This is a genomic window from Flavobacterium sp. ALJ2, assembly GCF_015594725.1.
In the GTDB taxonomy this organism is placed as follows: domain Bacteria; phylum Bacteroidota; class Bacteroidia; order Flavobacteriales; family Flavobacteriaceae; genus Flavobacterium.
The window spans coordinates 180,010-194,313 of the sequence record NZ_JADNRC010000002.1 but is presented as its reverse complement, the minus strand read 5'-3'; the positions used below and the strand labels follow the sequence as shown (position 1 = coordinate 194,313).

14 protein-coding genes are annotated in these 14,304 nt (G+C 31.8%); 3 read left to right on the top strand and 11 right to left on the bottom strand.

The genetic code is table 11. The features are described 5' to 3' along the window. The first annotated feature begins 42 nt into the window (after window positions 1-42). Window positions 43-1,068 (top strand): tetraacyldisaccharide 4'-kinase, encoded by a 1,026-nt coding sequence (gene lpxK, locus IUY40_RS03225; RefSeq protein WP_195735453.1) that lies wholly within the window; start codon window positions 43-45, stop codon window positions 1,066-1,068. Further along, entirely contained in the window at window positions 1,040-1,852 is an 813-nt protein-coding gene (locus IUY40_RS03220; protein WP_195735452.1) for a purine-nucleoside phosphorylase, read from the top strand. The genes lpxK and IUY40_RS03220 overlap by 29 nt, the downstream gene beginning before the upstream one ends. Here the strand turns inward: IUY40_RS03220 and IUY40_RS03215 are convergent. From IUY40_RS03215 to lipA, 3 genes are read right to left on the bottom strand one after another with little or no spacing between them, the layout of a single operon-like run. Further along, on the bottom strand, window positions 1,849-4,029 hold the full coding sequence (locus tag IUY40_RS03215; RefSeq protein WP_195735451.1) for an ATP-binding protein: 2,181 nt from the start codon (window positions 4,027-4,029) through the stop codon (window positions 1,849-1,851). The two genes, IUY40_RS03220 and IUY40_RS03215, sit on opposite strands and share 4 nt — an antisense overlap. 26 nt (window positions 4,030-4,055) lie before the next feature. Next, window positions 4,056-5,060, bottom strand: coding sequence for a type I glyceraldehyde-3-phosphate dehydrogenase (gap, locus tag IUY40_RS03210; RefSeq protein ID WP_195735450.1), 1,005 nt, complete (start codon window positions 5,058-5,060; stop codon window positions 4,056-4,058). A gap of 27 nt (window positions 5,061-5,087) precedes the next feature. After that, window positions 5,088-5,957 (bottom strand): lipoyl synthase, encoded by an 870-nt coding sequence (gene lipA / locus IUY40_RS03205; protein ID WP_195735449.1) that lies wholly within the window; start codon window positions 5,955-5,957, stop codon window positions 5,088-5,090. A gap of 246 nt (window positions 5,958-6,203) precedes the next feature. On the opposite strand from lipA, the gene IUY40_RS03200 reads away from it, so the two are divergent. After that, window positions 6,204-7,073 carry a M48 family metalloprotease gene (locus IUY40_RS03200; protein ID WP_195735448.1) on the top strand — a complete coding sequence of 290 codons (870 nt, stop codon included), beginning with the start codon at window positions 6,204-6,206 and terminating at the stop codon, window positions 7,071-7,073. Window positions 7,074-7,139: 66 nt separating this feature from the next. Here IUY40_RS03200 and IUY40_RS03195 read toward each other — a convergent pair whose 3' ends face one another. From IUY40_RS03195 to IUY40_RS03160, 8 genes are all read right to left on the bottom strand, one after another. After that, the gene (locus IUY40_RS03195; RefSeq protein WP_195735447.1) at window positions 7,140-7,958 is read right to left on the bottom strand and encodes an energy transducer TonB; all 819 of its coding nucleotides are present in this window, start codon (window positions 7,956-7,958) and stop codon (window positions 7,140-7,142) included. Between the two features lie 148 nt (window positions 7,959-8,106). After that, window positions 8,107-8,658 carry a sigma-70 family RNA polymerase sigma factor gene (locus IUY40_RS03190; protein WP_195735446.1) on the bottom strand — a complete coding sequence of 184 codons (552 nt, stop codon included), beginning with the start codon at window positions 8,656-8,658 and terminating at the stop codon, window positions 8,107-8,109. Then, window positions 8,649-9,758: a glycosyltransferase gene (locus IUY40_RS03185; protein WP_195735445.1), complete on the bottom strand. Its 1,110-nt coding sequence runs from the start codon at window positions 9,756-9,758 to the stop codon at window positions 8,649-8,651. The genes IUY40_RS03190 and IUY40_RS03185 overlap by 10 nt, the downstream gene beginning before the upstream one ends. Before the next feature lie 82 nt (window positions 9,759-9,840). Next, window positions 9,841-10,455, bottom strand: a complete 615-nt coding sequence (locus IUY40_RS03180) for an FMN-binding negative transcriptional regulator (protein ID WP_195735444.1) — start codon at window positions 10,453-10,455, stop codon at window positions 9,841-9,843. An 11-nt stretch (window positions 10,456-10,466) separates the two neighbouring features. Next, window positions 10,467-11,480: a UDP-N-acetylmuramate dehydrogenase gene (gene murB / locus IUY40_RS03175; protein WP_195735443.1), complete on the bottom strand. Its 1,014-nt coding sequence runs from the start codon at window positions 11,478-11,480 to the stop codon at window positions 10,467-10,469. 219 nt (window positions 11,481-11,699) lie between these two features. Then, window positions 11,700-12,758, bottom strand: coding sequence for a glycosyltransferase (locus IUY40_RS03170; protein ID WP_195735442.1), 1,059 nt, complete (start codon window positions 12,756-12,758; stop codon window positions 11,700-11,702). Window positions 12,759-12,889: 131 nt separating this feature from the next. Next, a complete protein-coding gene (locus IUY40_RS03165) occupies window positions 12,890-13,567 on the bottom strand; it encodes a DUF2461 domain-containing protein (protein ID WP_195735441.1) in 678 nt (225 codons plus the stop codon). A gap of 13 nt (window positions 13,568-13,580) precedes the next feature. Continuing rightward, window positions 13,581-14,276: a thioredoxin domain-containing protein gene (locus IUY40_RS03160; RefSeq protein WP_195735440.1), complete on the bottom strand. Its 696-nt coding sequence runs from the start codon at window positions 14,274-14,276 to the stop codon at window positions 13,581-13,583. Window positions 14,277-14,304: the final 28 nt, after the last annotated feature.

Here is a 14,304-nt window from a genome sequence, read left to right as displayed (position 1 = left end):
ATAAACAAATCAACTTTGAAATAAAAAATTTACTTTCGTATTATGAATTTACTTCGAAAAATACTTTTCCCATTTGCCATTTTATATGGAATCATCACTAGCATTCGGAATTTTCTTTTTGATAAAGGAATTTTAAAATCAACTTCATTTGATGTTCCGATCATTGCGGTTGGGAATCTTAGCGTGGGAGGAACTGGAAAAACACCACAAATAGAATATTTAATTCGATTATTATCAAATAAATATCAGGTGGCAACTCTTAGTCGGGGTTATAAGCGACAATCAGAAGGTTTTGTTCTTGCCGATAAAACTTCAAACGCTGTTATATTAGGCGATGAACCTTTTCAGTTTTTTCATAAGTTTAAGAATATTCAAGTTGCTGTAGATGCAAATAGAACAAATGGAATTCAGCAATTACTTTCGCAACCTATAAAGCCTGAGATTATTTTACTTGATGATGCTTTCCAACACCGAAAAGTAAAAGCAGGATTTTATATTTTACTAACTTCGTATGGCGATTTATATGTAGATGATTGGATGCTGCCAACAGGGAATTTGCGAGAGAGTAGGAGCGGAGCAAAACGTGCTAACATTGTTATTGTTACCAAATGCCCAGCAAGCCTTGAGAAGTATGAGCAAGAAAATATTCGTAGAAAATTAAAATTAAAAGCTTCACAAGAACTCTATTTTACCTATATTGATTATGATGATTGTGTTTATTCTCAAAATGAAAAATTAGTTGTTGCAGAAATTAAAGATGAGCAAAAATTGCTTTTAGCCGGAATTGCAAAACCAGCTCCATTTTTTAAGTTTTTAAAATCGAATGACGATGAGTGTCTTACATTCCCTGATCATCATCATTTTACAGAAGTAGATATTATAACGATTGCGAATAAAGCGAAAGAACATAAAATTATTACAACCGAAAAAGATTATGTTCGGTTAAAAGGCACTAATATTGCGCCGCAATTATATTATTTGCCAATAAAAAGTACTTTTATTAATTATCAAAATAATTTTGATATAACAATTTTAAATTATGTGGGAAAAAGTTCAGGAAACAGTTAGTTATATAAAGTCAAAAACGCAGTTCACACCAGAATACGGTGTAATTTTGGGTTCAGGACTAGGTGGCTTTACAAATGATATTGAAATAGAGTTTACATTGCCATACAATGAAATTCCAAATTTTCCAGTATCTACAGTTCAAGGGCATAAAGGTGCTTTAGTTTTTGGAACTATTGGAGATAAAAAAGTTGTTGCAATGCAAGGGCGCTTTCATTTTTACGAAGGATACACAATGGAAGAGGTTACTTTTCCGGTTCGTGTAATGAAGTTTTTAGGGGTTACTAAATTATTAGTTTCAAATGCTTCAGGAGGAGTAAATGCAGATTATAAAGTAGGTTCTATAGTGATTATTAAAGATCATATTAACTTTGCTCCGGAGCATCCTTTGCGAGGTAAAAATGATGAGCGTTTTGGGCCTCGATTTGTAAATATGAGTGAGCCATATTCTAGAAAAATGATCATTAAAAGTAAAGAAATTGCATCAAGATTGAATATAGAAATTCATGATGGAATTTATTTTGGTTTGCAAGGGCCAACTTTTGAAACTTTGGCTGAATATAAAATGGTAAAAATTCTTGGAGCAGATTGTGTAGGAATGTCTACAGTACCAGAAGTTATCGTAGCCCGTCATATGAACGTTGAAACGTTTGGTATCTCAGTAATTACTGACATGGGTAATGAAGAAAGTATAGATACAATTTCACATGATGAAGTTCTTGAGGCAGCAAAAATGGCTGAGCCTAAAGTAAGAGCTTTGATAAAAAACTTGATTTTAGAGTATTAATTGGTACATGCGTTAAAACATTTCGCAATAATGCTATAAAATTCATCAGGAACAAAGGGTTTTGTTATTACGTCGTTCATCCCGAAAGATAATAGCATTTCCCTGTTCTCATCTAATGAAATAGCAGTTAATGCAATAATTGGAGTTATTTTGTCAAATTCACGAATATATTTTGTTGCAGTAGTTCCGTTTATTCCTGGTAAATGAACATCCATTAAGATCATATCAAATCGTTTGATTTTTAATAATTCAATTGCTTCCTCTCCATTGTCGATTACCTCGCAAGTTATGTCTTTGTTTTCAAGCATCTTTCGAGTAATCATTTGGTTGATTCTGTTGTCTTCTATCAACAGAATGTTTTTGCCTTTTAGATCGTAGTCGTTATACAATTTGGTTTCTTCTTTAATTGCTAATGGTTCGTTGTCTATTTTAAATTTTAATCTAAATGTGAATGTAGAACCTTTGTCAACTTCACTTTTAAGATTGATCTCCCCACCTAGCATTTCGGTTAATTTTTTTACAATTGTAAGTCCTAAGCCAGTTCCTCCATATTTTCGATTGACTTCTATTGAACCTTGCGAAAAACTTTCGAAAACAGTTTGTAGTTTATCTTCTGGGATTCCTATTCCGGTATCAACTATTTCAAAATAAATAGTTGCTTTTTCGTCTTTTAATGAATGTAGTTTTACAATTACATTCACTCGTCCATTTTCAGTGAATTTTAAGGCGTTATTAATTAGGTTCATTATTATTTGAGACAATTTGGTTGGGTCACCAATTAAATTGTCTGGAATACTTTCGTCAATTTCTAAATTAAAATAGTTTTTATTGGCTGTAGCTAATTCTTTTAAAGAACGTTGTATGTTTATTAGTAATTCTTTTAGATTAAAACTTATCGATTCTATTTCAAGTTTGTTAGAATCAATTTTATTAATTTCAAGAATTTCATTGATAAATGTAGTTAAATAATTCCCTGAAAACTTTAATGATTCTAGATATTTTTTTTGTGATTTCTTAGGATTATCTTCTATTAATAAATGAGTGATTCCATTAATCGCATTAAGAGGAGTTCGGAGTTCATGACTAACAGTCGATAAAAATTCAGATCTTGCTTTTGATGCTTTTTCAGCTTTGTTCTTTGCAATGACCAATTCATTGTTTTTCTCTCTTAAAAGGATGTTGTTCTGATTTCGAATAATGTTGTTTTTATAAAGAGATAAACTTAAAAGCGATAAAATAGAGATTAATGCAATGGCAAGAATACTTATTAATTTAGAATATTTGTATGTTTTTTTATCTTCAAGATCTTTTTTTTCTTTTTGAAGCGCAGTGTTTATGACCTCTTTATCCTTAAATTTTTTAAAATCATCAAAATCAAGTTTTGAGGTTTTTAATTTGTATATATAGTTTTTTAATTGGTAATGCTCGTCTAGGTAGGTATAGGCTCTGTCGTAGTCTTTATGTGTTTTGTAAAATTGGCTAAGTGCTAATAAAATAATTGATTTTTGGTTAAGATCATTGCTCTTTGAAGACAGCTCTAGTGCTTTGTCAAGATAGTATATGGTAGTTTTATTTCTATTTAGATGTTTTTCTATAAGGCCAAGCTGATAATATGCATCAGTTTTTGTTCTTAACATAGATCTACTGTCTGGTTCCTTAATTATTTTTTTAAAAATAGCGATAGCCAAGTCATATTCGTTATTGGCTTTTAAGGCTATTCCCTTTTGAAGGTTTAGAACTTGAGTCGAGTCAATAATGTTCAATTGTTTGAAAACAGATTCTGATTTCTTAAAATAAGTTTGAGCGAGATGATGATTTCCTTTTTCGGTATTTGTTATGCCAATATAATGAAGAGCAAGCGCTTTAGTAATTGTAGAAGGCTTGTTTTTAAGTAAAGCAAGACTTTTGTTGAAGTTGGTTAAAGCTTCGTTGTATTTTTTTTGATTATAGTAAATTTTACCAAGCTTAAAAGTTTGATTGGCTTGGCTTTCTGTTTTATGATTAGCTTCGCAAAAAAGGATTGATTTTTCGGTAAATATAAGTGCTTGGTTGTATTTGTTAGACTCAAGACTAGAATTAGCCAATTCGTCATAATACACGGCACTATCTGTATTCCGGATGAGCTGGGAATACAAAAATGAACTGAAAAAACTGATTATAATAAAAAGGTATTTCATGTGTTGTAATACTTTTTATAATTAGTTTATTTTTTTTTTGTCAGCAATATTAAATCGATTAATCTAGATGAATAGCCAATTTCATTGTCGTACCAACCTACAACTTTAACCATTTTGTCGATTACAGAAGTAAGTTGTGCATCAAATAAACAGGAATTATGATTTCCAATAATATCAACAGATACAATAGGATCCTCAGTGTAATCCAAAATTCCTTTTAAACTAGTTTTAGCAGCATTTTGAAATGCTTCATTAATTTCTTCAATTGAAACGGCACGTTTTACATTAAATGTAATATCGGTTAATGAACCATCGGGAACAGGAACGCGAATACCGCAACCGCCAATTTTATTTTGCAATTTAGGAAAAATCTTTGTTAATGCTTTAGCTGCGCCCGTTGTTGTAGGAACAATTGATTGGCTCGCACCTCTAGCTCTGCGCAAATCTTTATGGGGTTGATCGTGCAGACTCTGATCTGTCGTGTATGAGTGTATCGTAGTAATGTAGGCCTGCTCGATACCACAAAGATCATCGATTATTTTTATCATTGGAGCAGCATTATTTGTTGTGCAGCTCGCATTAGATATTATTGTTTCAGTTCCGTCTAATATTTCTTCGTTTACACCCAAAACAACTGTTTTAATGGTGTCAACTTCAGAAGGAGCGGACAGAATTACTTTTTTTGCTCCGGCAATAATATGCGCATTAATTTCTTCATACGTTTTATATTTTCCAGTTGATTCTATGACATAATCTATATCACAGTCTTTCCAATTTAAGCTTGAAATGTTTTTCTCGTGGAAAAACAAAAAGTGTCTTTCGTTAACGATTATTCCATTTTCATCACTACTAACTACATATGGTAATACACCATGGATACTATCGTATTTAATTAGGTGTGCCATTGTTTTAGTGTCGGCAATATCATTTATAGCAACAACTTCAATTTCGGGATGGTTTAAAAGTAATCTAAACAAGTTTCGACCAATTCTTCCGAAACCATTAATAGCAATTCGTGTTTTTTTATTCATTAAAATAAAATATTCAACATTTAGTAACTAAAGAATATGTTTTTGCGCTTTGTAAGATGAACGTACTAGCGGACCGCTTTCGACATGGCGAAAGCCTAATTCTAGTCCGAATTTTTCATATTTAGCGAATTGATCTGGAGTGATAAATTCTTTTACAGGTAAATGTTTTTTACTTGGTTGTAAATATTGTCCAATCGTTACTACATCTACGTTTGCATTACGTAAATCGGTCATAGTTTGAAATACTTCTTCTTCGGTTTCTCCAAGTCCAAGCATGATTCCAGACTTGGTTCTGTTGATTCCTTTTTCTTTTAAGTAGCGTAATACTTCTAGGCTACGGTCATATTTAGCTTGTATGCGTACTTCACGAGTTAATCGACGAACGGTTTCTACGTTATGAGAAACCACTTCAGGATTAGCTTCTACAATTCGGTCAATGTTTCTTTCTATTCCTTGAAAATCAGGAATTAACGTCTCTAAAGTCGTATTCGGATTCATACGTCGTATTGCTTTGACAGTTTCAATCCAAATAATCGAACCACCATCTTTTAAATCATCTCTATCGACACTTGTTATAACAGCGTGCTTGATGTTCATGATTTTAATAGAGCGTGCTACTTTTTCTGGTTCGTCCCAATCTACAGTTTCAGGTCTTCCGGTTTTTACACCACAAAAACCACAAGAACGTGTACAAACGTTACCTAAAATCATAAAAGTAGCAGTTCCTTCTCCCCAGCATTCACCCATATTCGGGCAGCTACCAGAAGTGCAAATTGTATTTAAACTATATTTATCTACCAAACCACGTAGTTCGGTATATTTTTGTCCAATTGGGAGTTTTACCTTCAACCATTTTGGTTTTCCAATAGGTAAATTATTATCTATAACGCTTTCCATATTTAATATTCAAAGTACAAAGATAAGCAATGTTGCTTATTTGTTTATTTGTTTATGCTTTAATTTTGCTTTATGGATTATTGATGAAAGAAAATACATGAATTTTATTTTAATGATAATTACAATAAATAATTTTAGTTTATAGAATTATGGAATGTTTTTTTCTTCTAAAATTAATTAGTTTTTCATTGGATGAGTATTTTAAAGATGTATTATATTTGTTATGGTTAATTTAACATTAAAAATATGAAAAAAAAATCTATAGCATTAATTGTATTGCTGGCAACTTTTGGATTTACAAAAGCTAATGCACAAATAAATTTAGGAGAAAAAGCTTTAGGAGCTGTTCAAAAAGGGTATGCAGGATTTACATTTAGTGATGCCGATGCTGCAGCTTTATCAAAAGCAGCAGTTGCTGAAATGGATGCCAAAAATCAAGTTGCACCAGCGACAGATGGATATGCAATACGATTAAACAGATTGTTTGGAAAACATACTTCGGGTAATGGATATACTTTAAATTATAAAGTTTATATGCTAAAAGAAGTAAATGCTTTTGCAACTGCTGATGGTAGTGTTCGCGTATATTCAGGTTTAATGGATATAATGGATGATAATGAATTGCTTGCAGTTATTGGGCATGAAATTGGTCACGTAGCTAATCATGATTCAAGAGATGGAATGAAGGCAGCTTATAGAAAAGAAGCTTTAATTGATGCGGTATCTTCACAGTCAGGAAAAATTGCAGCGCTTACCGAAACTCAACTGGGAAAAATTGGAAGTGCTATGATTGATAGTAAGCACAGTAGAACACAAGAATCAGAAGCAGATTTGTTTTCATATGATTTTTTGAAAAAGAATGGTTATAATGTTAATGCCGAAGAATCTGCATTTAGAATTCTTGCAAAGATGAGTGAAGGCGCCGAAGGGTCTTTTTTAGATAAAATGATGAGTTCACATCCAGATCCTAAACAAAGAGCTGAAGATGCTAAAAAAAGAGCTGAAAAAGATGGGGTGTATAAACCATATGTTCAACAAAAAATAGTTAATACTGTGCCAGCTTCAGTAAAGAAAGCGACTGCTAAAAAAACAGTTAAGAAAACTACTAAAAAATAATTAGATGTGTTTTTAGATTTAAACATTAAAGAGGCTGTCTAAGGACTGCCTCTTTAGTTTTATATTTTACTCTGTTTTTATTGTAATTGGCAGATTATATGCGGTACGAACAGGCTTAGAATCAACCATTCCTGGGTTCCACTTTGTTCTTAAAGATTTTAAAACTCTAACAGCTTCTTTTCCTAATCCATATCCTGGATCATTTCTTACAAGGATGTCTGTCATACTTCCGTCTCTCTCGATTACAAATGATACATAAATACGAATCGTTCTTTCGCTGTCTAATTCTGGGCGATTAAAATTATTTCCTACATAGGTGTAGAATTTATTTATTCCTCCTGGAAATTCTGGTAGCTTGTCTAGAGAACCAGTTGTTACAATTTTGTTGCCATTACCAGGTGTTTTTACAATTTCAGTTTCACTATCGTTTCCTCCAGTTGTTAAAGTATTAGTTGATGTTGTAGCACCTCCTTCAGTTGGTGTTACTACCACAGCATTCTCTGTGTTTTTAGCAATTTCAGGAGTAGCTCGACTTGCTTCTACAATTGTAGGGTTAGTAAGTTGGCTTTTTTCAATAACAGTTTCTGTAGGTTGTGATTTTACTGCAGGCATTGCTGCCGATTTTTCAGTCACATACGGAATGTCAGTTAATTTTAGTTCTATTACCGGAATATCGGGTAGTGTTGGTGAGATATTGACGTGATTTAGTTTGCTAACTAACATTGTAATGCATACAACAGTCGTAATGAGTATTAATCCCATGAGAAGAGCTCTAAAGGAGTTTCTTGAACTTTCATGGCGTAACTGGTATGCGCCATACTCTTTGTTTCTGTTTTCGAATACAAGGTCAATCCATTTGTTTTCGTAGATGCTTGATGTTGACATAATTCATAGTTTTAAAGGTTAAGTAGTAGTTTAAATCATAAGCAAAAATAGTTTACGTAATTAACGTTAATAATAAGAACTTTGTTATGTTATTAGTTATTTAAGGGGGAAAGTGCGGATGTTGTATCCTTTGGCGAAAGATAGGAAATTATCTTTTGTTTTTTATTACTTCTGCTAATAATTTCTTAGCACGAAGTAATTTTATTTTCACATTGCTTAAAGGCTCATTTATTTTAAAGGCAATTTCCTGGTAACTCATTTCCTGAAAATAGCGTAACTGAATTACTTCCTGATAATGCGGTTTTAATTCTTTGATGCAATGCAATAATCTGGATAAATTTTGTTCGGTAATTAATTCATCCTCTACAGACGGAGTAGTGTCGGCAATATTATAGGCTTGTTGGTTTTCCTGATCGGTAATTTCGATAAAGAGATTGGCTTTTTTTTTGCGTAATAAATCAATGTGCACATTCTTTGCAATTGCAATAAGCCAGGTATTGAATTGAAATTCACGATTGTAAGTTTTTATTTTGTCAAAAGCTTTAGAGAACGTTTCTATAGTTATATCTTCGGCAATCGTTTCGTTTTCAGTACGTTTAAGCATGAAACTATAGACTTCATTCCAATAATGGTTCAACAAAAAAGTGAAGGCGATTTGGTCTCCGTTTTTTGCTTTCTCTATTTTAGAATTTATTTCCAATGTACTGGTTTTGAAAAAATATTAGTTATAAAGATATTAATTTGAGTGAATATAAGCACAATTTCTACAATAGGAAACCACAATTTTAAATCATTTTCTTTTAATTTTCCAGCAGAAAACCCTACAACGAGCCAAGCAACGATGTATCGCGCTAAGAATAAGCTTAAAACGATAATCCATTGAAATTGGAAAGATAGTAAGATAATGGCTAGTATAAAGAATAACAATTGAGAGCTGTAAAAAAGGCCTAATTGTATTTTGTCAAAAGTTTTATAGTAATTAGCGGTTGCTACATGCCTTCTTTTTTGAATAAACCAGTCTTTGTATTTTTCTTTTGGTTTAGAATATGTAAAACTTTCTGGAGAATAAGCTATAGTTGTATTGTGGCTATGGGCAGCTTGATTGATAAACAAATCATCATCTCCTGAGCGAACTTGAATGTGGCTTATAAAACCATTTACATTAAAAAATTCTTCTTTTTTGTATGCTAAATTACGACCAACTCCCATATATGGACAGCCTGCTTTTGCCCATGAAAAATACTGGATAGCAGTGAGTAAAGTTTCAAAACGAATGATTTTATTTAAGAATGATTTCTCAATTTTGTCGTAAGCACCATATCCTAAGACTATGGTTTTGTTCATTGTAAATTGAGAGCTCATAGCTGTAATCCAATTTTTAGATGTAGGATAACAATCGGCATCTGTAAATAATAAATACTCTTTTTTAGCTGCTTTTATTCCTAATGTTAAAGCGTATTTTTTATTTCCCCAAAAGGCTTCGTTGTTTTTTACTTTCACTAAACGAATTAGGTTTGGGTGTTGACTTTCGAACTGCTCAAAAATTTCTAATGTTTCGTCACTTGAAGCATCATCTATTAGAACAATTTCGAAATCAGGATAATCTTGTTCAATTAATAACGGAATGTATTTTATTGCATTTTCGGCCTCATTTTTTGCACAGACAATAACTGAAATAGGAATTCTCTTTGTAGTGATATTCTGTGTTTTAGCAAATGAAAATTTACTAAATACACCTAAATAATAAGAAAGCTGTACTACAACGATAGCAATAAAAAAGTATAAAATAATTGTAAGCATCTGATTTTAATGTCTTTTAATTTTGAATCTTGCGAGTGCAAATGTAATTATCAATTCTCGATTTTCAACCTTTAAAGTGTAATTACTTTCGGTATTTTGACATTTCTTTTGCAACCACAATAGACTGAGGGTTTTCTGTTTTTTCTAAGGCTATGATTATGTTTTTATAGTTTACATCGTCTCGGTTTTGGGACATTTTTTTAGTTGCCTGAATTTCATCTATTTCAATTTCAAAAGCAATTATTCCATGTGCTTGTCGCATTGTTTTTTCAGATAAATCTTCTATGCGAATAGGTTTTTCGGAGTTAGCTTCGTATTTGTTTACTAATTTTCTTAATGATTCAATTGCAGCTTCGTGATCTATTATTTTTATCCGACCATATATGTGTACAGCACTATAATTCCAAGTAGGTACATTTTCATGATCGTACCAAGAAGATGAAATGTAGCTATGCGCTCCTGAAAAAACAGCTAAGATTTCGTCGTTTTGAATGAATCCTTCACCTTGCGGATTTAATTTAGAAATATGACCGCATAGTACTTCTTTTCCGTCTTCTCTAGTTTCTATTTCTAATGGAATATGTGTTGCCCATAACTTTCCATTTGTTTGGTTAATCAGTATTCCGAAACTATTTTCTTTAAGAAAAGATCTAATTGCTTCAGGGTCTTCATTTTTGAAAATATTTGGTGTGTGCATCTTATATTTTTTTAAATCACATTAACTTCTGCTTCTATGTGTATTCCAAATTTTTCAAATACTGTTCTTTGAATGTCTTTCGAGATTGCTAGAATTTCTTGTCCAGTTGCATTTCCGTAATTCACGAGTACTAAAGCTTGATTTTTATGAATTCCAGCATTTCCAAAACGTTTCCCTTTAAATCCTGCTTGTTCGATAAGCCACCCAGCAGGAACTTTTACTTCAGTTTCGGAAATATCATAATATTTCATTTCTGGAAAATTTTGATAAATTTTTTCAAAATCTGATTTTAATAATATTGGGTTTTTAAAGAAACTTCCGCTATTTCCTAATTCTTTTGGGTTTGGTAATTTACTTTGTCTAATAGCAATTACGGCATTACTAACATCTTTTAAATTAGGGTTTGTAATATTGTTTTTGGCTAATTCGGCAGTAATATCTCCATAAGAAGTATTAATTTTATGATTACGCTTGGTTAGTTTGTAAGTTACCGATGTTATAATATATTGGTTTTTTACTTCATTTTTGAAAATGCTTTCGCGATATCCAAAATTGCATTCAGCATGGGTAAAAGTTTTTACCAGCTGAGTTTCAATATTCATTGCATCACACGAAACAAACGTATCTTTTATTTCTGTTCCATAAGCACCAATGTTTTGTACAGGAGTTGTTCCTACATTTCCAGGAATAAGCGACATGTTTTCTAATCCGCCAAAATTTAGATCGATTGTCCAGAGTACAAATTCATGCCAAGTTTCTCCGGCTTGACTTTCGACCCAGACAAAATCATCATTTTCATCAATTATTTTTTTTCCTTTTAAATCAATATGGATTACCAAGGCATCAATATCTTTGGTTAAAAGCATATTACTTCCGCCTCCTAAAATAAATTTTGGCTGATTTTTATTTTCCTCTAATACTTTCTTCAATTGTTCAATTGAATGTACGGCAATAAACTGTTTTGCTTTGGCCTCAATGCCAAATGTATTATGATTTTTTAAAGAAAATTGAGATAGAATTTCCATAAATGCGAAACTTTTTTGTAGAATTAATCAAGAGTCCAAAAGTAAGGATTATAATTTATTTGACTTGATTTTTGTAATAAATATAGTGGTTTATTCTGTCTTAAAAGATAAAAAAAATTAGGTTGATGTAATTGTTAAGTTTTACAGCAGAGAGCGTAAAGTTTTTTTTGAAATAAATCAATTAACGTAAAACTTTATATTTTTTATGGTTAGTTTTATTTAGCTTCGTAAATCCAATAATTCATGATATTTATCTGCGATAATTTTCATGTTGATATTATAATTGGTGTTTTCTTCTACAAACTTTCGGTTTTGCATAATTGCTTTGTTTCTTGAATGTGGATTTTGAAATGACCAGATAAGTTCATTGGCTAGTTTGATGTAATTGTCAATAGGGATTAATTGTCCGTTTTCGCGATGTTTTATCCAACTTTGGTTTCCTGGAATATCCGATACAATAGGATAGCAGTTACAAGCCATTGCTTCGAATAATGAAGCCGAAACACCTTCGGTGCTTGGCATGCTAATATAAAAGTTAGCTTTTTGTAATAATTTAGGAAGTTCTGTGTTTGCAATTCGACCAGTAAAAACTACTTTGTTTTGAATATTTAATTCTATGGCTAGTTTTTTTAGATATCCTAATTGAGTTCCGTCTCCAACAATTGTTAAACTGAAATCAATGTTTTTTTTGTCTAAAATGGCAAATGCCTTAAAAATGCAATCATGTTTGTATTCAGGTTCTAAAGAACGAGTGACAATTGCTTCTATTTTAGTAGCATTGTTGATTGAAGGAGAGAAAATTGATAAATTGATCCCTTTTGGCAAGATTAAAACTTTATTCATGTCGACTCCAGTAGATTTCATTGAAGTTGTCATTACAGGACCCCAAGCATGTATTAAATGTGCTTTTTTGAATGCATACTTCTGAATTATCTTTTTAAAAGGTAATAATAAAGATCCTTCTGGCCATAAATCGGTTCTTCCTTGTTGTGCAATTGCAATTGTATTTACACCAGATAGTGCAGCAAGAAAGCCATAACTGGTCGTTCTTTCTGCAATAATTATATCGGGTTTTTCTAATCGAATGATTTTTTTAATAGCGAAAGGGGCAAAAGCATATTCAGTTATTCGTTTGAAACGGTTGAAATTGGTGTTATTTGGTGTTTTGAGTTCCCAAGTACAGATCTCAAAATCGCCAAACTCTTTTAAGCCTCTCATCCATGTAATGGCATCGGCTCGATATGATTCTCCAAGAAAAAGTATTTTTCTTTTTTTCATTCGATAAATTTAGAAAGCGTTGTGTGAAACTTTTTTCTGGCACGACCCGAACGATAGTAAACAGTCGAAGTAATTTTACTAATTCACACAAATTTAATTAATGAGAATTAGTAAAATTTGTGACAAAAACCTTAAAATTCATCGGTCGTTAAAGCGCGATTAATAAATTCATTTAGTGGTTTTAATGCAATAAGTTTCTGACTCATTTTGGTAACAAAATCTTTTTGGGTTACTTCTTTGATGTCGTATTTTTGCGTAGCTGTAAAACTTTTTAATTTCAAAAAATCAATCGCAGGATGTTCTTTTTCATATCCGCGTGGTGGATTTTTAAGCGAATTGGTCTCAGTTATATCTAAGTTTTCAAATTCTTTCTTGAAGTTTTCATCGGCTATAATTGCTTCTAAGTCATCATAAAAAAAAGCGATTTCTTTGCGTACTTTTTTCAAGTCTTCTGCTTCTGGTGAGTAGAAACCACCAGCTATAAAACTAGCGCCTTTTTCGATATGAACATAATATCCAGCACGATTTTGTCCTTTTACTCCAGTAGAAAGCCAAACGCCAAGGTGTGATTTGTATGGTGATTTGTCTTTAGAAAAACGAATGTCACGGTTGATTCTGAATGTGCAATTTTTTACTTCTAATAGTTCCAATGAAGGGTCCATTGGTTTCATTGCGTCCAAAAAATCGGAAACTAGCTGATGATAGTCTTTTTTGAAGATATCATATCGTTTTTTGTTTTCCAAAAACCAATCTCTATTGTTATTTGTTTTTAAATCATCTAAAAACTGTAAACTTTCTTTGGTAAGCATATTATAGTTTTTATTATAGTTGTTTTTTTAGGTCAGTTTCGCTAATAAATCCTGTGTTTTTCCATTTTACTTCTTTGTTCTCATATAATATTAGAGTCGGAAGTTGGTCAATTTTCATATCTTTTACCAAGGTTTTATTTTGATCAACATCTATGCGAATGATAACCACTTTGTCAGCTAGTTCTTTTTGCATTTTGGTAAGGTAAGGAGTCATTTGTTTGCAAGGACCACACCATTCTGCATAAAAATCAATTAAGACTTTTTTATCTGTGTTTAATAAAGTTGCATACTCTTGACTTGTCATTCCTGTAGTTTTAGCATTTGGATTTGAATGTCCTTCAGCGTTCCATTTCATAATTCCACCGTCAAGTTCATATATGTTTGTAAAGCCTAATTCTTTTAGTTTTTGAGACGCTTTTTTACTTCTTCCACCACTCAAACAGTATACAAAAACTGGTTTTGATTTGTCAAAAGTTGCTGCTTTTGTAGCAAAGTCTTTGCTGTTCCAGTTTACATTTACTGCATTGTCAATATGCTCTGCTGCAAATTCTTCAGGAGTTCTTACGTCAAAAATTTGAGGGTCTTGAGTAGTGTTTATTTTTTCTGAGAAAGCAGTTGGATTAATAACTTCGATATTTTTAGATGATTGTCCGTTGCAAGAGGCAAGTACGAATGCGATTACAATAAGAATTGTTTGTGGGGTTTTCATAGTCTTGTATTTAATGAGTAGGCTAATT

Excerpts from the sequence above, each read along its gene's own strand:
- gap (WP_195735450.1), bottom strand. The coding sequence starts at position 5,060 with ATGAATAAAAAAACACGAATTGCTATTAATGGTTTCGGAAGAATTGGT.
- IUY40_RS03170 (WP_195735442.1), bottom strand. The coding sequence starts at position 12,758 with ATGAAAAAAAGAAAAATACTTTTTCTTGGAGAATCATATCGAGCCGAT.
- IUY40_RS03185 (WP_195735445.1), bottom strand. The coding sequence starts at position 9,758 with ATGCTTACAATTATTTTATACTTTTTTATTGCTATCGTTGTAGTACAG.
- lipA (WP_195735449.1), bottom strand. The coding sequence starts at position 5,957 with ATGGAAAGCGTTATAGATAATAATTTACCTATTGGAAAACCAAAATGG.
- lpxK (WP_195735453.1), top strand. The coding sequence starts at position 43 with ATGAATTTACTTCGAAAAATACTTTTCCCATTTGCCATTTTATATGGA.
- IUY40_RS03165 (WP_195735441.1), bottom strand. The coding sequence starts at position 13,567 with ATGCTTACCAAAGAAAGTTTACAGTTTTTAGATGATTTAAAAACAAAT.
- IUY40_RS03200 (WP_195735448.1), top strand. The coding sequence starts at position 6,204 with ATGAAAAAAAAATCTATAGCATTAATTGTATTGCTGGCAACTTTTGGA.
- IUY40_RS03180 (WP_195735444.1), bottom strand. The coding sequence starts at position 10,455 with ATGCACACACCAAATATTTTCAAAAATGAAGACCCTGAAGCAATTAGA.
- IUY40_RS03220 (WP_195735452.1), top strand. The coding sequence starts at position 1,040 with ATGTGGGAAAAAGTTCAGGAAACAGTTAGTTATATAAAGTCAAAAACG.
- IUY40_RS03195 (WP_195735447.1), bottom strand. The coding sequence starts at position 7,958 with ATGTCAACATCAAGCATCTACGAAAACAAATGGATTGACCTTGTATTC.
- IUY40_RS03215 (WP_195735451.1), bottom strand. The coding sequence starts at position 4,029 with ATGAAATACCTTTTTATTATAATCAGTTTTTTCAGTTCATTTTTGTAT.
- IUY40_RS03160 (WP_195735440.1), bottom strand. The coding sequence starts at position 14,276 with ATGAAAACCCCACAAACAATTCTTATTGTAATCGCATTCGTACTTGCC.
- murB (WP_195735443.1), bottom strand. The coding sequence starts at position 11,480 with ATGGAAATTCTATCTCAATTTTCTTTAAAAAATCATAATACATTTGGC.